General features: G+C 34.5%; 17 protein-coding genes. 7 read left to right on the top strand and 10 right to left on the bottom strand.

Annotation, left to right across the window (positions count from 1 at the left end; translation table 11 throughout):
- Positions 1–627: 627 nt before the first annotated feature.
- The 3 genes from CD041_RS06655 to CD041_RS06645 form a co-directional block, all read right to left on the bottom strand.
- Positions 628–1,947, bottom strand: a complete 1,320-nt coding sequence (locus CD041_RS06655; protein ID WP_002459922.1) for an APC family permease — start codon at positions 1,945–1,947, stop codon at positions 628–630.
- Between the two features lie 28 nt (positions 1,948–1,975).
- On the bottom strand, positions 1,976–3,016 hold the full coding sequence (gene tdcB / locus CD041_RS06650) for a bifunctional threonine ammonia-lyase/L-serine ammonia-lyase TdcB (RefSeq protein WP_002459921.1): 1,041 nt from the start codon (positions 3,014–3,016) through the stop codon (positions 1,976–1,978).
- A gap of 95 nt (positions 3,017–3,111) precedes the next feature.
- The gene (locus CD041_RS06645) at positions 3,112–4,230 is read right to left on the bottom strand and encodes an alanine dehydrogenase (protein ID WP_070647776.1); all 1,119 of its coding nucleotides are present in this window, start codon (positions 4,228–4,230) and stop codon (positions 3,112–3,114) included.
- A gap of 599 nt (positions 4,231–4,829) precedes the next feature.
- Here CD041_RS06645 and CD041_RS06640 point away from each other — a divergent pair.
- Entirely contained in the window at positions 4,830–5,522 is a 693-nt protein-coding gene (locus tag CD041_RS06640; RefSeq protein ID WP_002459919.1) for an HAD family hydrolase, read from the top strand.
- A 188-nt stretch (positions 5,523–5,710) separates the two neighbouring features.
- On the opposite strand, the gene CD041_RS06635 is transcribed toward CD041_RS06640, so the two are convergent.
- Positions 5,711–6,385: a deoxynucleoside kinase gene (locus tag CD041_RS06635; protein WP_002479451.1), complete on the bottom strand. Its 675-nt coding sequence runs from the start codon at positions 6,383–6,385 to the stop codon at positions 5,711–5,713.
- On the bottom strand, positions 6,378–6,995 hold the full coding sequence (locus CD041_RS06630) for a deoxynucleoside kinase (RefSeq protein ID WP_080606638.1): 618 nt from the start codon (positions 6,993–6,995) through the stop codon (positions 6,378–6,380). Before CD041_RS06630 ends, CD041_RS06635 begins: the two co-directional genes overlap by 8 nt.
- A gap of 63 nt (positions 6,996–7,058) precedes the next feature.
- On the opposite strand from CD041_RS06630, the gene tadA reads away from it, so the two are divergent.
- The 4 genes from tadA (at position 7,059) to CD041_RS06610 (ending at position 15,722) form a co-directional block, all read left to right on the top strand.
- Positions 7,059–7,535 carry a tRNA adenosine(34) deaminase TadA gene (gene tadA / locus CD041_RS06625; protein WP_002459916.1) on the top strand — a complete coding sequence of 159 codons (477 nt, stop codon included), beginning with the start codon at positions 7,059–7,061 and terminating at the stop codon, positions 7,533–7,535.
- 123 nt (positions 7,536–7,658) lie between these two features.
- The gene (locus tag CD041_RS06620; RefSeq protein WP_002459915.1) at positions 7,659–8,528 is read left to right on the top strand and encodes a Cof-type HAD-IIB family hydrolase; all 870 of its coding nucleotides are present in this window, start codon (positions 7,659–7,661) and stop codon (positions 8,526–8,528) included.
- Between the two features lie 15 nt (positions 8,529–8,543).
- Positions 8,544–9,110 carry an NADPH-dependent FMN reductase gene (locus tag CD041_RS06615; protein ID WP_002459914.1) on the top strand — a complete coding sequence of 189 codons (567 nt, stop codon included), beginning with the start codon at positions 8,544–8,546 and terminating at the stop codon, positions 9,108–9,110.
- A 255-nt stretch (positions 9,111–9,365) separates the two neighbouring features.
- Positions 9,366–15,722, top strand: a complete 6,357-nt coding sequence (locus CD041_RS06610; protein ID WP_103284509.1) for a Rib/alpha-like domain-containing protein — start codon at positions 9,366–9,368, stop codon at positions 15,720–15,722.
- A gap of 115 nt (positions 15,723–15,837) precedes the next feature.
- Here CD041_RS06610 and CD041_RS06605 read toward each other — a convergent pair whose 3' ends face one another.
- Positions 15,838–16,026, bottom strand: a complete 189-nt coding sequence (locus CD041_RS06605; RefSeq protein ID WP_002459911.1) for a hypothetical protein — start codon at positions 16,024–16,026, stop codon at positions 15,838–15,840.
- Positions 16,027–16,049: 23 nt separating this feature from the next.
- Positions 16,050–17,468 carry a glycosyltransferase family 2 protein gene (locus CD041_RS06600; RefSeq protein WP_070647780.1) on the bottom strand — a complete coding sequence of 473 codons (1,419 nt, stop codon included), beginning with the start codon at positions 17,466–17,468 and terminating at the stop codon, positions 16,050–16,052.
- Positions 17,469–17,647: 179 nt separating this feature from the next.
- Here CD041_RS06600 and CD041_RS06595 point away from each other — a divergent pair, with 179 nt between their 5' ends.
- A complete protein-coding gene (locus CD041_RS06595) occupies positions 17,648–20,839 on the top strand; it encodes a CDP-glycerol glycerophosphotransferase family protein (protein ID WP_070647781.1) in 3,192 nt (1,063 codons plus the stop codon).
- 172 nt (positions 20,840–21,011) lie between these two features.
- On the opposite strand, the gene folE2 is transcribed toward CD041_RS06595, so the two are convergent.
- From folE2 to CD041_RS06580, 3 genes are read right to left on the bottom strand one after another with little or no spacing between them, the layout of a single operon-like run.
- The gene (folE2, locus tag CD041_RS06590; RefSeq protein ID WP_002459907.1) at positions 21,012–21,893 is read right to left on the bottom strand and encodes a GTP cyclohydrolase FolE2; all 882 of its coding nucleotides are present in this window, start codon (positions 21,891–21,893) and stop codon (positions 21,012–21,014) included.
- 14 nt (positions 21,894–21,907) lie between these two features.
- Positions 21,908–22,573, bottom strand: a complete 666-nt coding sequence (gene bshB2 / locus CD041_RS06585) for a bacillithiol biosynthesis deacetylase BshB2 (protein WP_002479445.1) — start codon at positions 22,571–22,573, stop codon at positions 21,908–21,910.
- A 13-nt stretch (positions 22,574–22,586) separates the two neighbouring features.
- Positions 22,587–22,949, bottom strand: coding sequence for a YojF family protein (locus tag CD041_RS06580; protein WP_002479444.1), 363 nt, complete (start codon positions 22,947–22,949; stop codon positions 22,587–22,589).
- Positions 22,950–23,213: 264 nt separating this feature from the next.
- On the opposite strand from CD041_RS06580, the gene hxlA reads away from it, so the two are divergent.
- On the top strand, positions 23,214–23,846 hold the full coding sequence (gene hxlA / locus CD041_RS06575) for a 3-hexulose-6-phosphate synthase (protein WP_070647782.1): 633 nt from the start codon (positions 23,214–23,216) through the stop codon (positions 23,844–23,846).
- The last annotated feature ends 1 nt before the right edge of the window (position 23,847 follow it).

Below are 23,847 nucleotides of genomic sequence, written 5' to 3'. Positions count from 1 at the left end.
TTCTTGAAATAAAAAGAGAAAATTTAACATTTTTATTAAATTATAGCTTTGATTAGAAAAACAATGTCATTCATACTTAGGTACTGAATGTTTTTTATCAACAACGCATACTTTTTTGTGTCATTATTGAATCATAATTACAGCTTGGTATATAGAGTGGTTGTGTAGGAAAAATTAACCAAAAAGATTTTAGAAGAGATTAAAATAAAAGTGACAATAATATATTGAGGTGAGCAAAATGAATGATTTATTTGGTTTCATAACTAAAGTTATTGATTTCTTACGTAGTATTCTTGTCAACGGTGAACCTAGAAGATAACCAACGAAAAAACTCCTTAAGTATACTGAGCCTCAAATGATGCGTCTTGGTTTAGTACACTAATTAAAGAGCTTGTTTCCCAAAAAGGGAACAAGCTCTTTGATTTTTTATAAACTATGAAGTTAAACAATGGTTAATTATTTTATTTAAATAATAAAATACGTAGACTGTGTAGTAATATTTTAAAGTTATAAAACGAGAGAACACTCATCCATAACATGGTTTGGAGAGTGTTCTCGATTTGTATCAATATATTTGTTGCCATTACATAAATAAATATTTAATTTCTATAATACTAGCTACAACTACTAAGTTGTTTTTTTAGTATAAAGATATATTGGGGTACCTGCTAACGTAATAGCTATCCCAATAAACGCTAGTATCGGTTGTGTAATTAAGGTATTAACTAGAACGAATATACCGGCAATAAGCGCGATACCAGGAATAAATGGATACAATGGCACTTTGTACGGACGGGGCAACTCTGGTTCTCGACGTCGTAACAAGAATACGGCTATAAATGCCATACAATAAAATGACCATATAACGAATATCAGCATATTTGTAATCGTATCAAAAGCGCCAAGTAAAATCATTACTGTAGCAATGATTACTTGTATCATGCCACCAAACCATGGTGCTTTTGTAGGTGTTAAGCTTGAGAATAGACGTTTAAATGGCAAGCGATTATTTTGCGCCATTGCGTATGGAATACGCATGCCTGTCATAGTATAACCATTCATTGTTCCATAGACTGATATTAAAATGCCAATGGTAACCAGTTTACCGCCAATTGGTCCAAACAATAGGTTAGAAGCATCACTGGCAGCATTTAAGTTACCGGCAATATGAGAAATAGGTAATGTCATTAAAAATGCAGCATTTATTAATAAATATACTAGCATAATACAACCTATACCTATTGCGATAGCGCCAGGTAAATCTTTGCGTGGATTTTTAAGTTCTCCTGCAATATTTCCTACGTGAATCCAGCCATCATATGCAAACATCGTTGCTAGCAATCCACTACCAAGTGCTGTGAAGAAACCTGAATGCGTGCCGTTTTCTATAGGGAACAATGAGAAGTCTACATTGCTGCTATTGAACCAGCCGAATACTACGATAACGGCAATAGGAATAAGTTTGATTACTAAAGTTACGGATTGTAGAATACCACCGACTTTAGAACCCATGCAGTTAAATGCTAATATTGATACAGCACTAAGAAAGGCAATGGGAATAATCCAAGCTGGACTCAAATGAAACAAATTAATCAGTTGTGTCCCAAAGACAATCGCTAGTGCTGCGATATTGGCTGGGAAGTAAATAAAGGCTTGAGCCCACCCGGATAAAAAGCCCCAAAAATCACCATAGGTATATTCAATATATTTGGTGAGGCCTCCCGTTTCTGGGATAGCCGCAGCCAATTCAGCACCTGTTAGTCCCGCACAAATGGTCATGAGACCACCTAAGAACCATACAAGCATAGCCATACTTGTTGAGCCTGTTACTTCTGTTACATTGGACACTTTAAAAAATACACCTGATCCAATTACAGATCCCATAACAAGAGAAAGTGCTGCAAAAAAACCAATATTTTTCTTTAAATCTGTTGAGTTTGTATTCATGGTGCGACCTCCAATTTACGGGATTGAACTAGCCAACGACACCTTTACTAGTATCTGCAGGTTTTAATAAGTGATCAATAATATTTGATACACGACTTAAGTCAACGTTACCACCAGAAACTAGGGCAACAACATTTTTATCTTTAACCCAGCGAGGGTCTATTTTTCCACTAAGTAATGCGGCTGTTGGTAATGCACCAGCACCTTCAGTAATAATTTTGGTTCGTTGCATAAGTGTTTTCATCGCATTAGAAATTTCTTCTTCAGAAACTAAAATAAATTCATCTACTAATTCTTTTGTTATTTCAAATGTTTTATCACCTGGAATAGCAACTTCTGTGCCATCAGCGATTGTATGATCATTATATTGTGAAACGATTTCACCTTGTTTAATTGATTCAGCCATACCATGAACATTTTCGGATTGTACACCAATAATATGGATAGATGAATTAAATGATTTTAAAGCAGTTGCGACACCAGAAATAAGACCGCCGCCACCAACTGGAACAATCACGGTATCAACATCCCAAATCGCATCTAAGATTTCTAAGCCAATCGTACCTTGACCAGCCATAACTTCTGGATCGTTATAAGGATGTACGATTGTCATTCCTTTTTCTTTTGCCAACTCTTCCATATATAATCGAGAGTCATTAAAGGTTTCACCTTTTAAAATAACTTTGGCACCATAACCACGTGTAGCCTCTTGTTTAGAAATAGGTGCTTCTTCTGGCATAATAACTGTAACATCAACGCCAAGTAATTTCCCTGTTAAAGCTAAACCTTGCGCATGGTTTCCTGCTGATGCTGTAATGATACCTTTAGCTTTTTCTTCATCAGTAAGATGCATAACTTTATTAGCAGCACCTCTATATTTAAAAGAACCTGTAAATTGCATATTTTCTAGTTTTAAATAAACGTTACCACCAGTTGTATTATTACTTAAATACATAGATTGTATAAGAGGAGTTTGTCGAGCAATACCTTTTAATTTCATTTTAGCTTCTTGAATGGTACGTATATCACAGTAACCTGCTGTTTTTATTACTTCACTATTCATCGTCATAGATAAAACATCCTTTAATTTAAGTTATATTTTTGTAAAATTATATTTTGGAACTATGATTTAAATACAATGTGTTAACTAAGTGCTAAAGTACTTTATTTTAAAAGAGAAGATAGTTCTTCATAAGTCATATCATGAGAAGTTGCAAGTCCTTGGTTAGTTACATGACCACGATAAATGTTAACGCCTGTTGCTAATACGGCATCATCTTTAATTGCTTGGTCGATACCTTTTTGACTAATTGCCATTAAGTAGTCAATATTACCAGCAGCTAGCACCATAGTAGATGTACGTGGAACAGCGCCTGGTTGGTTTGGCACGGCATAATGAACAACGCCGTCTTCTACATAAACAGGATCACTAATTGTTGTTGGGTGAATACCTTCAACCGTACCACCTTGGTCAATAGCGATATCGATTAATACTGAACCGGTTTTCATTGATTTAACCATGTCACGAGTAACTAATTTTGGTGGTTTTTGACCAGGTAATAAGATTGTTGAAATAAAGACATCAGCTGTTTTAATATGTTCAGCTAAATTTTCTTGTGTTGATTTAACAACGGTAACTTTATCATCTTTGAAATGTTGTTCTAACCATTCAATTCTTTCGTCTTTAAGCTCGATAATTGTAACTTCTGCTTGTAGTCCTAAAGCGATTGTAGCAGCGTTTACTGCAGCTGATCCTCCACCGAAAATAACAACTCTACCTGATGGAATACCTGAAATTGCATCTATACCAGAAATGAGAATACCTTCACCTTGATGTTGAGCTTCTAAATAATAAGCACCCATTAACATAGAACGGCGACCAGCAATTGCGCTCATAGGTGCAAGTAAAGGTGCAGCACCATCTTTTTCTATTGTTTCGCCACCAATAGCTGTGACACCTGCTTTTTGCATAGCCTCTACCGTTTCTTTAGATGATGCAAGATGTTGGAAGCCCCAGATGACTTGTCCTTCTTTGAAAAATTTAAATTCTTTTGCATCAGGTTCTTTAACTTTGACAATCAAGTCTGCTGTCCAACATTCTTCATGCGTAACGATTGTTGCACCAGCAGCTTCATATGCATCATCATAAAAGCCTGAGCCTACACCTGCATCATGCTCAACCATCACTTGATTACCAGCTTTTACTAATTTTTCAGCATTTTCTGGTGTACAAGCGACACGACCTTCTCCGGGTTTAAGTTCTTTTACAATTCCAATTTTCACTATTAAAACGCTCCTTTGTGATTTTTTTCACAAAAAATATACATCGCGAGAGCACCATTTGTCAAACGCTTTCATATATAGTAATTTTACATTAAACATGCCCGATTCCTTGATACACATAGGTATAAATACATTTTAGTTCGTGAAAATTCTTTTAAATAAGAAAATTATGAATCTTTGATATTTTGAGATTAATTGTAATTTTAAACTAAAAATAAATTTGAACTTAGAATTTTTTGAGATGAAATAAAAAGTAATCCTAAGTGATATGATGTTTTTTATTTTATAACTATTTCAATTAGATTTATTTTTTAATTAAGTAAAATTCGGAAATTTTGTAAAAAGGTGAGAATGATAAAAAGGTAGCTAAATCGTTACATGGAATAGAGGGATTCCTACAATACAAAAGGGTATCGTGATTCATAAAGAGATGGTTGACTAGGTTGAATTTTTACAGCGTTGAATAGTTAAGATGATTACGAGGAAGTCCAAAGATTTTGTAACTTAATAAAATAGCATATTTTTGTTGTGAGCCTCATATTTATATTACAATAGACATAAACTTAGATAAATAACATATTGGGAGCGTGTCTCATTATATGGAATGGATATTATTTGATAAAGATGGTACGTTAATTGAATTTGATAAAAGTTGGGAAAAAATTGGATTGCGATTGGTGGATCAGTTTTTAGAAACTTTCCCAGTAGCACATAAAGAAACAGCGCATCGTCAATTGGGTATTATAGATGATGCTATTGTTCCCAGTTCGGTTATGGGTTCAGGTTCATTAGATGAAATCATAACGGCATTTGGTGATCTTGCTGGACAAGATGTTTCTAAATGGACACGTACGGCAAGCCAAAGTTTAATAGATGAACGTCAACCTGAACATAACTGGATTACTGGTGTTTATGAGACAATTCAGCAGTTGCGTGTTAAAGGGTATAAAATTGGTATTGTAACTAGTGATACGAAAAAGGGAACACTTCAGTTTTTAGAAGAGACAAACTCAAGTGAACTGTTTGATTTAGTTATTTCTACGGAAACGCATGCAGCAGAAAAACCAGACCCAAAAGTGTTAGCACCGTTATTTGAAGCTTTTGATGTGAAACCAGAAGCGGTTACAATTATAGGAGACACAAATAATGATATGAAGACTGCTACCAATGCACATTTGGGATTAGCAATTGGTGTGTTATCTGGTATAGCTACACGAGAAGAATTAACTAACGCAGATGTAATTGTGGAGGATGCATCACAAGTTTTTGATATTATAGAAAAACATCAATAAAGAAAATTTGGGGCATCATTATGTTTTAGGCTATGAACTTTATATTGGTGGTAGTTGACTGGATTGAAAATACGCTGATACCAAGCTATTTTCAATCCTAGTCAATCTTGCCAGGACGGGACTACGAATTCGTAGTTCTGCTCCCTATTTTTCTAGGAATTTTATCCCAGGCTGTTCACTTTGTTTGCTTAATTCGTCCAATGTCTAGTATCTACTTGACGATGCGTTTGAATAACATGTGCAATTTTTTCAATAATAGGATTTAATGAATCTGGATTTTCATGAATATCATAGTCATTAATATTGACTCGGATTACAGGACAAGCATTGAAATTATTAATCCAATCTTCATAACGTTTAAATAATTTTTTCCAATAATCAGGTTCTGTGTTGATTTCCATATCACGTCCACGTTGTTTAATGCGTTCAATGACTTCGTCATAGTTACACTCTAAATAAATTAAAACGTCTGGTTTAGGAAAATAAGGTGTCATGACCATGGCATTAAATAGTTCGGAATAAGTTTGGAAATCTTCAGGACTCATTGTTCCTTGTTCTTGATGCATTTTAGCGAAGATATCAACATCTTCATAAATAGAGCGGTCTTGTATAAACCCACCGCCATATTCAAACATGCGTTTTTGTTCTTTAAAGCGTTCAGCTAAAAAATAGATTTGTAGGTGAAAACTCCAACGTTCAAAGTCATCATAAAATTTATCAAGATACGGATTTTGGTCGACATTTTCAAAGGACGTTTTAAAATTGAGTTTATCTGCTAGTGCCCGTGTCAGTGTGGATTTACCAACACCCACTGTACCAGCAATTGTTATAACAGCGTCTCGAGGAATAAGTGTCTTAGTCATTTGTCAATTCTCCTAGCAAAGGTTTAATTTGAGTTAATATATCAGCATAATCTTCAGGGTTATGTACAAAATCGATATGTGTCGTATCAATTTGAATAACGCGAGCACCCTGTGCTTTTAGCGTTTCATAAAAGTGGTGGTATTCTTGTTGCAATGTCAATAAGTAATCATCTTCTATATGAGATTCAAAGCTGCGTTGTCTTTGCGCAATTCGTTGTTTCAACACACTTAGCTCAGCATCAAGAAAGATAATCATATTGGGTAATACTAAATCTTCAGTAATAATGTCGTAAATACGTTCAAATTTATCGAATTCACTAGCGTTGAGCGTATTACGGGCAAAGATTTTATTTTTATAAATATGATAATCACTGACAATACCATGTTGTAATGTTTTAAGATCATTTAATTGTTTATATCGGTTACATAAGAAGAACATTTCAGTTTGAAAGCTCCACTTACTAATATCTTCATAGAAATCTGATAAAAATGGATTTTCATCAACGATTTCTTTTTCTTCATAATAATCAAATGTTTGGCTTAATTGATGAGCCAAAGACGATTTACCAACGCCGATTGGCCCCTCAATCGCAATAAAAGGTTTGTTCATAATCACTTCTCCAAATGTTAAAATAGATATTGAATATTGTATCACAAGTGAGGTAGCAGACATATGAGAAACGATGAATATTACATGAAAATAGCTATAGCAGAGGCTCGAAAAGCTGAGGCTATTGGAGAAGTTCCCATTGGCGCCGTGATAGTTAAAGACACACAAGTGATTGCACGTGCACATAACTTACGTGAAACCTCACAACAGCCTACTGCACATGCAGAACATATTGCAATTGAACGCGCCTCGGAAGTATTAGGTAGTTGGCGTTTAGAAGCGTGCACGCTCTATGTCACTTTAGAACCATGCGTGATGTGTGCAGGTGCGATTGTGATGAGTCGTATACCTCGAGTAGTCTACGGTGCGATTGATCCTAAAGGCGGCTGTAGTGGTAGTTTGATGAATTTATTAGAACAACCACAATTTAATCATCAAGCTATTGTCAAAACAGGTGTACTTGAACAAGAATGTGGTCAATTGTTGCGATCATTTTTTCAACGGCTTAGAGAAAAAAAGAGAAGACAATTCAAGTCATAATACAAAGTGTGTGAAGTTTGTTAGAATAAGAAGGGTAAGAGATACTTACAATTTTTGGACATCATTTTATAGTATATAAAACATAAATTAACTTAACTACAAAAAATGAAATGAGGTTAATGAATGATAAAGTTAATAGCTACAGACATGGATGGCACACTACTAAATGCTGCTCATGAAGTTTCTGAAGAAAATATTAAAGCAATTAAATATGCGCAACAACAAGGTGTAACTGTGGTGATTGCTACAGGCCGAGCTTTCTATGAGGCAAGTACACCAATTGCGGAAACCGATTTATGTGTACCATTTATTTGTTTAAATGGTGCAGAAGTACGAGATGAGACATTTAACATTTTGCATACATCCCATCTTAATCATGAGTTAACACAGCGCATTCAGAATGTGTTAAAAGATCACGATACGTATTATCAAATCTACACCAATAGAGGGATTTATACAGAAAATCCAGATAAAGATTTAGAAATATACATGGATATAGCTAAGCATGCGGGTCAACAAGGTGATATCGATAAGATTAGAGCGGGAATTCAAAAACGCATCGATAATGGTACGCTTAACATTGTTAAAAATTATGATGATATCGAAGAAATTCCAGGCGAGATTATTATGAAAATATTAGCATTTAATCCAGACCTAGAAAAATTAACTAAGATAGAACAATTATTAGCACAATCACCAAATTTAGCAGTTTCATCATCAGCAAGAGGCAATTTAGAAATTACGCACTCTGATGCACAAAAAGGTATCGCATTAGAAACGATTGCTGAACAGTTACGTATAGATTTAGCAGATGTTATGGCAATTGGTGATAATTTAAATGACATGTCAATGCTAGAACGTGTAGGGTATCCAGTAGCGATGGCTAATGCCACACAAGCAGTGAAAGATGCGGCAGTATATGTAACAGACACCAATGAACAAAGTGGTGTAGGTAAAGCCATAATGAAATTATTGCAAAGCGAAAATAAATAAGGAGTGTTTTTTAGAATGAAAGGATTAATTATTGTGGGTAGTGCACGTGTCAATTCTCATACGAATGCACTGGCAAAATACTTACAACAGCTTTTTGATAATCACCAGGTAGAATGCGAAATCTTTGATTTAGCAGAAAAGCCATTACATCAATTAGACTTTTCAGGAACAACACAAGCTGCTAACACAATCAAAGAAAATGCTAAAGTGTTACAAGAAAAAGCTATGGCAGCAGATTTTATGATTCTAGGCACACCAACGTATCATGGTTCCTATTCTGGTATTTTAAAAAATGCGTTAGATTTCTTGAATATGGATCACTTCAAAATGAAGCCAATTGGATTAATAGGCAATAGTGGTGGCATTTTAACGTCAGAACCATTATCTCATCTACGTTTAATTGTACGCAGTTTACTAGGTATTGCAGTGCCAACACAAATTGCAACACACGATCATGATTATGGAACAGCAGCTGATGGTACATACTATTTACAAGATGATGAATTCCAATTACGTGCTAAATTATTTGTTGATCAAATTGTATCATTTGCTAACAATAGCCCATACGAACATTTAAAATAATAAGACAAAACATTTCAGTTTTGATACGCACCCCAAAAGTTAGATTTAATTTCTAATTTTTAGGGGTGTGTTTTTATATTGGAATGGTTGTTTTAGAAGACTTGAACAGTTTTATATAGATTGGTTAACAACAGTATACTATATTAATCAAAAATTAAATAAAAATATTCTATTATGTATTGTTTGGCATATATTTAGGTGATAATATAATTAATAGAGTGACTTTTAGACTTAAACAACAAGGAGTGATCATCAATGAAGTCCAAATCAAACAAGAATTTAGGTTTGAGTCCGATAAAACAAAATAAATACTCAATTCGTAAATTCAAATTAGGTGCAGCGAGTGTGACCGTAGCATCTTTATTAATCTTTGGTACGGCAGGCGTTGCTAAAGCAGCTGAAGTACATGGTGCTGATAAAGCTCAACAAGCTGAACATGTTGCTAATGTAGCTAAATCAGACACAGCTAAAGCAACAGAAGCACCACCGGCAGCAAGTACACAACAAAATGAAGTGAAAACTTCTGAAGCGCCAAACACTGCTAAAGCTGTTACTGATAAAGAAGCAATAACACCAACAGCCGCACCGAAAGAAGACAAAGTTGTAAGCGATAAAGCAACAACGCAAGACAAAAAAGAAACACGTGGATACAAAGCGAATAATACAGAACCACAAAAAGGAACTAACGCTATCGCTAATACCGGTAAACACGATCCACGTAATGGACAAGCAATTCCAGGATATGGCACAAGTAGCTTCCGTGATGGAGGAAATACGGTGTCTATTGATGGTGGGAAAATTACAGCTAGTGGACATGTAAATGTTGACGACCGTGTCAATACGACAACTGGTATCAGCTATGACTATACGCTTAATTTTAAAGAAGGCGCTTTTCATGAAGGCGACACATTTAAAATAGGTATTAAAGAATTAGGTGAAGATACACGTTTACCTAAAGAATTAAAAGCAGATGATGGCACTACTTTTGCAATCCGTGATTCATACAAAAGCTTATATAACAACCCTAATACGAATCAAATACCATTCTTCTCTCAACGTAACCCAGGTACAATCGACGAAAAACGCTCTTGGCATTTACAAAGTAGAGGTACATTTTTAGAAGGGGTTTATAAATTTACAAAAGAAGTAGAAAAATTAAAAAATCTACACTTTTCATTTAGTAATAAAGATGGATTACGATTCCCAGAAGTAACTAAAGATAAAAGAGTGACAGGTGCAATTTTAGTTAATGATCAAGTGATAGCATCTAAAGATTATACAGTGGTCGGACAAGCAATTTCACCGGCACCAGTTAATTTAAACAAAGCTGTTATAGATACTAGTGGTGACATTAACATTGACAAAGATGGCACCGTTAAAAGTAAATGGGAAAATTTACGTTTAAATACTAATGGTAAAACATTTACAACAAATACAACGTTTACAGTGACATTACCAGATACAGGTATGAACTCATTTGAAAAGGTTGGAGATTTTAATGAAACAGGCGTTATGATTGTAGAGGTAGCAAGCAATGCTTCCAATTCAGTAGCCAATGAAAATGATGTTGTATTAAAAGCACCTAAAGAGGATCCATCACGAATTGCTAAAGTTCGTGTAGAAAGTGTTCAACCTAATAAGTTAGTATTTAAACTTGTTTCTGGTCAATTAGATCCAAACAAGGTATATGTTTTTCTACTTAAAAATATGGGTGTAGAACGAAAAGTTAACAGCACAACGTTGAACTATTTAAGCCCTGACAAATCTTCAATTAGTGAGCAGGGAGCAACATTTGAAGTTACAAAAGATGGACAAAGATTGACAGACACATACACTACAACTGCAGGAGTAAACTGGAATGTAGTTGGTGATCGTACTAAGCTGAATACTGGAGCTAGTCTTGCATTCTATGATGTTACATCAAGATATATTGATGGCAGTGGCAACCTATTAATTTCAGCTGATCCAGCTGTTGAACATGGTTTAGCATCTGTGGATGAGTTTAATACACATAATCCACAACCAAACTTTAATGAAGCTCAAGTTGGTAATCCTGATAATAGTCATGCAACAATTACGACTACAAATGGTTCAAATAAAAAAGTCACAGATATTACGCCACCTTATCTTATTAAAAAAGATGGTAAATATTATGTGTTTAACCAATATTTAACAAAAAGTAATTATTATCAAAACACAAGAACTTCTGGTACAATCGAACATTCTCCAGTGAACGTTGTAGCACAATATGCGAATGCAAAATTCGGTACAGTATCAGTAGGTTATGAAATTAAAGACTCAAATGAAAAACTAAAAGCTGATGAAGTCATTCGTGATGGTTCTGCTCAATTAACTAACATCGTAGGTAATCAATACACAGTTCCAAGTGATAAAGTGCCAAATACGATTGAAAAAGACGGTATCCTTTATGTATTAAGTAAAGTTCCTGCTGATGCACCTTCAAATGCAACAGGTCAAATCGCAGAAACACCGACACGTGTAGTTTATAAGTACACTAATGCATATGTATCTGTAACACCAGAAAATCCTGGTCATCCAGGTCAACCGATTGACCCAAATAACCCTAGTATCGTTTGGCCACGTTATACAGATTTAGCATCATTAACAAAATCAGTCACTCGAACAATTAAATATGTAGATGCTGAAAATACAAGTAAAGTGTTACATGCACCAGTTATTCAAACAGTTAAATTTACGCGCACACCAATTGTTAACGTAGTAAATGGTCGCATTGTTGGCTATGATGAAGACGGCAATGGCACAATTGATACGACATCAGCTGAGAATGCTTGGGTTCCAGAAAATTCAGGAGCTACAACTTGGCCTGAACAAACTTCACCAAAAGCAAATGAGTTAACTGAACAAGGTTATCATGAAACAACGACACCTTCAGTGGCAGCAGTAAGTGTTAATGCCTCTACAATCTCAACAGAAGTATTAGTTAAATATCAACGTCAAGACAAAGAAAAATATGAACCAACGCCTGGTCAAATTAATCATGATTATGGTACGCCGACAACACCAGATGAAGTTAAAAATTCAGTTAAAGTGCCGGGTTATCCTACAAGTGTTGGTACACCAACAATAACAGTAGATAATCCAAATCAAATACCAAATGGTCAAACACCAGGTACAGTAGTTATTCCAGTAACTGTAACGTACCCAGACGGTTCAAAAGATAAAACAACAGTTACTGTTGTAACAGGAAACCCTTTAAAAGATGCTTATGAACCATCTACTAAACCAATAAACAAACCATTTGGTACGCCAACAACAGCGGACGAAGTTAAAAAAGCAGTGACAGTACCAGATTACCCAAGTTCAAAAGGTACACCAGAAGTCACAATTGATGACCAAAGTAAAATACCAAATGGTCAAACCCCAGGTACACACAATGTACCAGTGACAGTGACATATCCAGATGGCTCGAAAGATCATGTGAATGTTCCTGTTAATGTTGGTGATCCAGATAGCAGTAGACACGAACCAAAAGTAACACCAATCACAAAAGACTTTGGTACACCAACAACAGCGGATGATGTAACTAAAGCAGTAATCGTGCCAGATTATCCAAGCTCAAAAGGCACACCAACAGTAACAGTAGACAATCCAAGCACATTGCCAAATGGTCAAACGCCTGGAACGTACACAGTACCAGCAACGGTAACATACCCAGATGGATCAAAAGATCATGTGAATGTACCGGTAACAGTGAAAGAACAACCAGACAAAGACAAATATGAACCGAAAGTAACACCAATCACAAAAGGGTTTGGTACACCGACAACAGCGGATGAAGTTAAAAAAGCAGTAACAGTACCAGATTACCCAAGTTCAAAAGGCACACCAACAGTAACAGTAGATAATCCAAGCACATTACCAAATGGTCAAACCCCAGGTACGCATAATGTGCCAGTGACGGTGACATATCCAGATGGCACAAAAGACCATGTGAATGTACCGGTAACGGTTGGTGATCCTGATAGTAGTAGACACGAACCAAAAGTAACACCAATCACAAAAGATTTTGGCACACCAACAACAACAGATGACGTAACCAAAGCGGTAACAGTACCGGATTATCCAAGTTCAAAAGGCACACCAGTAGTAACAGTAGATAATCCAAGCACATTACCAAATGGTCAAACGCCTGGAACGTTTACAGTACCGGCAACGGTAACATATCCAGATGGCACAAAAGACCATGTGGATGTGCCAGTAACAGTGAAAGAACAACCAGACAAAGATAAATACGAACCAAAAGTGACGCCAGTCACAAAAGATTTTGGTACACCGACAACAGCGGATGAAGTCAAAAAAGCAGTGACTGTTCCGGATTATCCAAGTTCAAAAGGCACACCAGTAGTAACAGTAGATAATCCAAGCACATTACCAAATGGTCAAACGCCTGGCACATATACAGTACCAGCAACGGTGACATACCCAGATGGATCAAAAGATCATGTGAATGTACCGGTAACAGTGAAAGAACAACCAGACAAAGATAAATACGAACCAAAAGTAACACCAATCACAAAAGACTTTGGTACACCGACAACAGCGGATGAAGTCAAAAAAGCGGTAACCGTACCAGATTATCCAAGTTCAAAAGGTACACCAGTAGTAACAGTAGATAATCCAAACACATTACCAGATGGTCAAACCCCAGGTACACACAATGTACCAGTGACAGTGACATATCCAGATGGCACAAAAGACCATGTGGATGTGCCAGTAACAGTGAAAGAACAACCAGATAAAGACAAATATGAACCAACTACTAAACCAATTACTAAATCATTTGGTACGCCAACGACAGCAGATGAAGTCCAAAAAGCAGTAACGGTACCAGGTTTCCCAAGCTCGAAAGGTACACCAGTAGTAACAGTAGATAATCCAAGCACATTGCCAAATGGTCAAACACCGGGCACATATACAGTGCCGGTAACAGTAACATATCCAGATGGTACAAAAGATCATGTCAATGTACCTGTAAAAGTTGGAAATCCAGATAGTAGTAAATATGAACCGAAAGTGACACCAATCACAAAAGATTTTGGTACACCGACAACAACGGATGACGTAACAAAAGCAGTGACCGTGCCAAACTATCCAAGTGATAAACCAGCACCAAAAGTAAGTGTAGATGATCCAAGTACATTACCGAATGGTCAAACGCCTGGCACATATACAGTACCAGCAACGGTGACATACCCAGATGGATCAAAAGATCATGTGAATGTACCGGTAACAGTGAAAGAACAACCAGACAAGGATAAATACGAACCAAAAGTAACACCGGTCACAAAAGACTTTGGCACACCAACAACAGCAGATGATGTAACCAAAGCAGTGACTGTTCCGGATTATCCAAGCTCAAAAGGCACACCAAAAGTAAGTGTAGATAATCCAAGTACATTACCGAATGGTCAAACACCGGGCACATACACAGTACCAGTAACAGTGACATACCCAGATGGTACAAAAGACCATGTGGATGTACCAGTAACAGTAAAAGAACAACCAGACAAAGATAAATATGAACCATCTACTAAGGCAATTACTAAACCATTTGGTACGCCAACGACAGCAGACGAAGTTAAAAAAGCAGTGACAGTACCAAATTATCCAAGCAATAAACCAACACCAGAAGTAAGTGTAGATGATTCAAGTAAAATACCAGATGGAAATACTACAGGTACATTTACCGTGCCAGTAACAGTGACATATCCAGACGGTACTAAGGACCACACTAATGTAACTGTAAATGTTGGAAACCCAGATAGTGGTAATTATCCGCCAAAAGTGACACCAATCACAAAAGATTTTGGTACACCAACAACAGCAGATGACGTAACCAAAGCAGTGACTGTTCCGGATTATCCAAGTTCAAAAGGTACACCAACAGTAACAGTAGATAATCCAAGTACATTACCGAACGGTAAAACACCAGGAGAATACACAGTACCAGTGACCGTGACATACCCAGACGGATCAAAAGACCATGTGAATGTTACAGTTAAAGTTGGTAATCCGGATAGTGGAAAATATGAACCAAAAGTAACGCCAATCACAAAAGACTTTGGCACACCAACAACAACTGATGATGTAACTAAAGCAGTAACCGTGCCAAACTATCCAAGTGATAAACCAGCACCAAAAGTAACTGTAGATAATCCAAGTACATTGCCAAACGGTAAAACACCAGGTACTGTATATGTACCAGTAACAGTGACATATCCAGATGGATCAAAAGATCATGTAACAGTTTCTGTAACTACTAGACCAAATAAACCATCTGAATCAGTACAACCAGTTCAACCAAATGAACCAGTTCAACCAGCTAAAGACGCAACACCTTTAGTCGATGGAAATCATGTAACTGTTGATACGCAAAATCATGCAAAAACAGCTACTAACCAATCAACTCTAGATAATAAACATCAAGCACCAGCTAAAGCTTCTGAACAGAAATCTTTACCTGATACAGGTCAAAAAGAAACTACAAATACAACATTATTCGCTGGCTTGTTCGCAGCATTAGCTACAGCTATGTTTGTATCTAGAAAACGTCGTAAAGACAACAAATAATAGTCAGTATATTAGTATTTAATGTTTAATATAATGACATTAAATTGGCCTAGCGAGGAGACAAATTATTCCTCGTTAGGCCTTTTTTAATACAAAATTTTATACTTATAGTAGACTACTCATATAATTCTTCTATAGGAATCAACCGTCCTTCGCTATCTCTATGTAATCCCATACGTTCTAATATATCTTCTTCAGAGTCGATATTAGTCATATTAATCTTATAGTCTTCTTTTAATTTCTTTTGGTTTAAGAAAAACAATACTGCAAGTAAAATATTTGTAAATATTAATAAATTTTTCATTGCAATAGCTCCTGTTAGATAATTTATTTTACTTTCATAGAAAGAAATCCATTAATTGTCGGATAAAAAGTGATATCATTTGAAGGTAATGTCATATTTTTGTTGTAAGCATATCTAATATTTAACGGTTTATAGTTATCATATATAACGAATACATTATAAATGCCTTTGCTAAGGTCATTTAGAATTGTTTCAGGTAGTTTAATTGTTAACAAGTCGTGGTTGATTGAATAATCTGATAAAAATATAGAATGCATAAAATTTGATCGACTTGCTAATTGAATGCCACTAATTGAAAGTTCAGATAAATTATGGATTGCTAATTGTAAATAGACAGACTTTTGAACTTGTTGTAAATTTTTAGTTGTTGCAAGTGGGTCTCTCACTTCAAAACGATAATCGTCTACGCTTATTAGCGAATAATGTTGTTGATTGGGCTTAGTTAGAAGTTTAGCACCGCTATTGTACCAAGCAAAAAAGGCGTTAAATTTATCAACATCGTCGTGATAAATTGCATTTATTACATCATCATATTTATGAGCAACGTTTGGTATAATATAATCACGTATATATGGATGTGTGCATATTTTTTTAATAATATCAAACACGCTAATTTTTTGCGTGAAATTTAAATTAATAAACACTTTTGAATTACAATTATTGAATAAATCATATTCAACAATGCGTAATAAAAATTTATCTCTAATTTTTTTATCTGAGATGTTTAAAGCAGACTTAAATATGATGTAATCACTTTCTCTTTTTGTTAAAAAATCTGATTTTTTAACGATAGAAACATTATCTGTTGAACGATTTAAATAGTTAGCTACGATAGGCGTCGTTGTAACATGATGTGCATTCACAAAGGCAGTCATAAAGAATAATTTGTCCTCACCAAAATGTAAGTTCAGAGGAAATTGAATGTTATTTTCAATAATCAACGATCTTTTAATAAATTTGCCACTGGGTCCCATATAATAATAAAGATAGGGAATATCGCTGCCTGGTTTATCTATATGTTCATCGATCGTCATAAATTTGGCATGAACGGTTGTATTACCATCTTTATATTTTATTACTTTCGCAATAATCAGATTGGTATCGTAAATAACATATTTGTTGGCTATCTTTTCTAAAATATTTAAATCTAACCAATCGTCACCATCGAGGAAGTAAATATAGTGGCCATGACTTAATTGAATGCCTAGATTGCGCGGTGCGGATGGGCCGCCACTGTTAAGTTCTAACTGATGAATTGTAAGATTATTTGCATTAAATGTCTGTAGTTTATTAAAAGTATCATCAGTCGATTTATCATCGATGACTATTATTTCATATAAATCGTTATTTAACGTTTGGTTTATTACAGAATTCAATGTTTTTTCAATAGTTTTATCATTATTAAAGGTAGTCACTATTATAGAAAAAAATGGTTTATTCATAAAAACGGTCCTCAATATATTAATTATAATATTTTGTTTCTCATTACATTATAACTTGTTAATTGATATAATGTAATTAGAATTCTGAAATTTACAATATTTTAACAATCATATGAGAATATAACTGATATTATAAAGCTTATTAGAGCTTAGCTATAAGGTAATTGGAGGGAAATGAGTTGCATAAAATAACACAAGAAGGCACGGTTTTACATATATTATTTGATAGACCGGACAAAGTGATTCACCGAATTTTTGTAAAAAATGAATTTGATTCTATTGAATATGATAATGCAAGTGGCAGTAATCACTTTAAAATCAATTTGTTAGAAGTTGCTGAACATTTTAAATCACAAGATGATCCTAAAATCTATATTATTGTGGAAGAATCTACTGATATTTTAACTACACAAAGAACTTTAAAGGTTTTCACCGAAGATTTTGAAGTGGAAAATTTAAGTGCTGTTGTTGAAAATAATTGCATCATTTATCCATACATTACTAAAAATGGCTTTTTACATTTATCAATGAGTGACTATGTGCCAAGTAAAATATATTTTTCTCGCAGACATATTGATTCCTTGAAAATGAATAATCGTCAAGCACAAATTGATGGACAGTTTGCGATTATAAACTCACATTTAACTACAACACATTTATTAATAAAAACGAGATTTACGGATAGAGAAAAAAGGATAGCCATTGTACCTCAATTAAATGGCAATCACAAGAATGCAGCAACATATGATTTTTCAGCAGATATTTATGATGAACTGATAGAATTCATGCAGTATCCATATGATAGTAGTGATATCATAGATATTTTTTTAGAAATACAAGTTCAAGAAGTATTAGAGCCGATTAAATATAAATTAGGAAATCCACGCATTTTAGCCGAGCGTTTTTTAAAAGGTGAAATCATAACGGAATACAATAATGAAATCATTTCAATTACACCATATTTCACAATGAAAGGGCGCAATCTTTCATTCAGAATTAACCGTTATAGTATCGAGAGTTATTTACAATATATAAACAATATTAAAAAAACCAACATACACCATATACTTAAAAAAGAACAAGAAAAGATTTGGGTGATTGGTGAAAAATCATATAAAGCGCAGGATAATGGGTATCATTTCTTTAAATATATGCGTACACATTATCCGGAACGACCTGTGTACTATGTTATTGAAGAAAGCTCAAAGGAAGCCGAACATGTGCTGCCTTTAGGTAATGTCATATTTTATAAGACACCAGAACATTTTGATATTATGCTTCAAGCAGACTATATTTGTTCGACACATCATCCAGAGCTACTATATCCAACAAACAGTCAAATATACACACGGAAAATCAAAGCAATAAAGGTGTTTTTGCAACACGGCGTTTTAGGAACAAAAAATTTATCACAAATTAATGGAAATCAATTAAAAGATTTTAATGTCGACCTCTTTGTAACAAGCTCGGAACGTGAAAAAGAAATTGTTGTCAGAGATTTGAAGTTTGATAATAATCAAGTTGTTGTGACAGGTTTAGCCAGATTTGATGAGTTATTTAATCCTGATAATCAGGTGAAGAATCAGCTGCTTATTATTCCTACATGGCGTGACTGGTTAATCAATAGTGAACAACTTATTGAGTCGGATTATTTGAGTAGAATCAATGCATTACTCTATAGTTCTAAAATCAAAGAGGTTGTTGACCAAGGTATAGAAGTTATTTTCTGTTTGCATCCTAACATGCAACCATTTATTGATTTATTTGATGTGCCTCCGTATGTCACATGCATTAGACAGGGTGACGTAGATGTTCAACAATTGATTAAAGAAAGTAAATTAATGATTACGGATTATTCAAGTGTCGCTTTTGATTTTAGTTTCTTGTATAAACCTGTGATATATTATCAATTTGATAAAGAAAGATTTCTAGGTAAAGATGGTTCGCATATTGATATTGAGCAGGAATTACCTGGTGTGATAGTTAATTCACTAGCATCATTAGAACAAAAACTTAGTCATTATGTTAATCATAATTTTGAGGTTGAAGATGAGATTAAAGCAAGGGCGAATCAATTTATAAAGTATCGTGATCAGCATAATAGCTGTAGAATTTATAAAGCAATCAGCTATTTTAAAGCACAGTATACTTTGAAAAATAAAGTTAAATATGATATTGTTTCACAGCATCTATTTAAACGGTTTAGAAAAAATAAATACTATTTCAAAACAATGGATAAGTATAATTCTGTAGTATCAAAAGTATTACCAACTAAAAAAGACTTAATTGTGTTTGAAAGTAATGTCGGAAAAACGGTTGGAGATAGTCCGAAAGTAATTTATGATACATTAAAGCAGTATCATCATCATTATGATATCGTGTGGGTGACAAATCAGGATTATCCTTTCAATGATCCACATGTGACAACTGTGGAAAGATTATCACCTGAATATTTCCATTATCTTTCTCGAGCAAAATATTGGATTAATAATCAAAATTTTCCATACTATCTTGCTAAGCCAAAAGACACCATCTATATTCAAACATGGCATGGAACACCTTTGAAAAAAATGTTAAACGATGTTGATACATTTGAAGGTAGAGATGAGGGTTATAAAGATCGAGTAAATCAGGCCATTAAAAATTGGGACTATCTTATTTCACCTAGCCCATACGCAAGTAAATGTTTTAAATCAGCTTTCAACTTTAAGAAAGAAATATTAGAAATAGGCTATCCTAGAAATGATATTTTTTACAGCAATAATGAAGCCCAACTAGAAGTAAAGAAAAAGATGATTAAACAAAAACTAGGCATTAAAGATCAGCGTAAAGTTATTTTATATGCACCAACATTTAGAGACGATGATATTAATAAAGCTAAAAAACACATCATTAAATTACACATGGATTTACAAAAAATGAAAGAAAATTTCGAGGAAGAGTACATTCTTATATTACGACCTCATATTATCATTAGTAATGCATTACATTTAGACGCATCATTAGATGAATTCGTAATTAATGCTAGTGCATATGATGATATTAGTGATTTATATTTAATCACAGATATTTGTATTACCGATTATTCTTCGGTTATGTTTGACTTTGCTAACACTAAAAAACCGATGTTATTCTTTACCTATGATTTAGATTATTATAAAAATCAATTAAGAGGTTTTTATTTTGATTTTGAACAAACTGCACCAGGACCACTGGTACGTACAAATGATGAATTAATTGATGCAATCAAACGAATAGAAACTGTTCGAGAACATTATGGTGAGAAGTATGATGCGTTTTATGAGCGATTTTGTCGATTTGAAACTGGTCATGCTGCCGAAGCAATTGTCAAAAGATTTTTCTTAAATTAAATCACGGTGTTACTCTTGAATCAATGATATCACTTAGTCATTAACAAAAAGACAAATATTAAGACAATAAAAAACTGAGCCAAGCAACAGTTGTGTAAACAACCTTGTTTGGCTCATTATTTATGAATGAAACAATTCTGACAAACAATGCGATGATTATCAGGATTTATTTTTATGATTTACGATATTTTAAGCGAGCAAAAGCATCGTGCTGATGGATAGACTCTTCGTTACGACATTCAATATCAAAACCATCTATCCACTCAAAATCAACGAGGTCAGCAGCAATTAAGCGAATCAAATCTTCGACAAAACGTGGATTTTCATATGCGCGTTCAGTCACACGTTTTTCATCTGGACGTTTTAAAATAGGGTATAGGATCGAACTTGCATTCGCTTCCATGGCGTCCAAGATTTTCTCCTTGTAATCATCTACAATTTGTTCATCTTTATCTAAGTATGCTTTAACAGTAACAATTCCGCGCTGATTATGTGCAGAGTATTCACTAATTTCTTTAGAACATGGACATAGTGTAGTTACTGTTGCTTCTATCGTAAGCTCTTTACGGGTAATATTATTGCCTTCAATTGCCAGGCCATATGTGACATCTGCATTACCTACTGCTTTAATGTTTGTTACTGGACTATAGCGATCAAAGAACCATTTTCCTTTAACATCGACACCAGCTGAATTTTGTTTCATATTTTCTTGTAGTGTCCGTAATACTTGATACAATGTGCTGTAGTCCAATTCTAGGCCATTACTGTAATGCTTTTCAACGCTTTCTAAGATTCTACTCATATTAATTCCTTTTTCATTTTGTGTTAAGCTAGTCGAAAAACTAAATGTTCCGGCTGTTTGATATTGATTAATACGAACAGGGTACACAAGGTTTTTTATACCAACTTCTTCAATTTCAAAAAGGAAATTTTTATGTGTGCTTTGTAAGTCTGTCATGTCTTGTTTCGTCGTTGGTTTTGTACCTTCGACAGGATCAACTGAGCCAAAGTGTTTCCAACGACCTTCTCGTGTTGATAAATCAAATTCAGTCATATTTCAAACTCCCCTTATGCTTTAAAATGATAAGTCCAGAATGGTTCTACTTCTAAGAAACTTTGCGTTTCACCATCAATTTCAGGACTTGCTAATTGTTTTAAAAACGGACCTGTTTGTGATGCATGAGCTTCAAATGCTTTTAATTTTAGTTCTTTATATTTTGAAATATCATTTAAAATATCTGGTTCTCCTAAATGTTCGATTGCATCATTACTAAATGCGACTAATTGTAAACGAGGGCGCTGTGCAGCGGGCATACGTTTTACAGTTCTAATCACAGCGTCTGCAGTAGCTTCATGGTCAGGATGTACTGAGTAATTAGGATAAAAAGAAATAATGACAGAAGGATGTGTTTCGTCAATTAATCCTTGTATCATTGCATCCATTTGCGCATGAGGTTCAAATTCTACTGTTTTATCTCGTAAACCCATTTTTCTCAAATTTGTAATTCCTAAAATATTTGCGACGTTGTCAAGTTCTTGCTCTCTAATATCTGGTAAGGATTCTCTTGTTGCAAATGGTGGATTACCTAAATTACGTCCCATTTGTCCTAATGTAAGGCAAGCATATGTTACAGGTACTCCTGCCTCAATATAACTTGCTATCGTCCCAGCAGATGAGAAGGTTTCATCATCTGGATGTGGAAATATAACGAGTACATGTCTTTCATCATTCATGACTGTACCTCCTCTATAATGTGAATGGCTTATCACTGATTTCAATAGTGGCAGCCAATTGTCCTTCATAATTAAATCCAGCAATTAAAAATTCATTATTATTGTTGACTTCGAAGTGTGTGAGTCCTTGTACATAGACCCAGCCACCATCACGAAGTTTGAGACCAACGCGGTAAGGATCTTTGCCTCCGCCTTTAAGTTGTGCGTGTTCATATGTGACTTGTATATTTCTTAAAAACGTCCCCGCATTAAAAACACGTTGGTCGAAATGGTTTGCATACGCACCATTTGTTGTTTCAACGTGTAAATAAACAGGTTTATTTTCGTATGATGTGAGTCTTTTTTGTACTTCTATTTCATTAATTGGTTCCAACACATTCACTCCTTGTGCCATACAACATGTTTATCATTCTATTTTACTAAAAAGAACAGCGTAATTGTATATCTCTGCTCAATTTATTTAAAAAAGTAACAATAACGTTGTCATTATACATATAGACTATGCGAATACTTCAGTTAAAAGTTAATTGTTAGAGAAAAATCTAGTCGTTTAAAAAAAGATGAGACGGGTAAACTGCTAACTAGAAATAGAAAAACAAATAATGATTTATATAACATTAATGTTGAAAGGATGTTTGCATTGGAATTACAATTAGCAATCGATTTATTAAACAAAGAAGAAGCGGCAGAATTAGCTAAAAAAGTTGAGGAATATGTAGATATCGTAGAAATAGGTACGCCTATTGTTATCAATGAAGGGTTACCAGCCGTTGAACATTTAAATAAAAATATAAATAATGCAAAAGTATTAGCAGATCTTAAAATAATGGATGCAGCAGATTATGAAGTAAGCCAAGCGATTAAATTTGGCGCAGACGTTGTAACTATTTTAGGTGTTGCTGAAGATGCTTCAATTAAAGCAGCAGTTGAAGAAGCGCATAAACATGATAAACAACTATTAGTAGATATGATTGCTGTTCAAGATTTAGAAAAACGTGCGCAAGAATTAGATGATATGGGTGCTGACTATATTGCAGTGCACACAGGTTATGACTTACAAGCTGAGGGACAATCGCCATTATATAGCTTACGTAAAGTTAAATCTGTAATTAAAAATTCTAAAGTCGCCGTTGCTGGTGGTATTAAACCAGATACGATAAAAGAAATCGTTGCTGAAAATCCGGACTTAGTTATTGTAGGTGGCGGTATTGCTAACGCTGAAGATCCTGTAGAAGCGGCTAAACAATGTCGTGATGCGATTGAAGGTAAATAAT

It is taken from the genome of Staphylococcus lugdunensis, from assembly GCF_002901705.1.
Taxonomy (GTDB): Bacteria; Bacillota; Bacilli; order Staphylococcales; family Staphylococcaceae; genus Staphylococcus; species Staphylococcus lugdunensis.
This window is presented reverse-complemented; position numbering and strand designations above follow the sequence as displayed.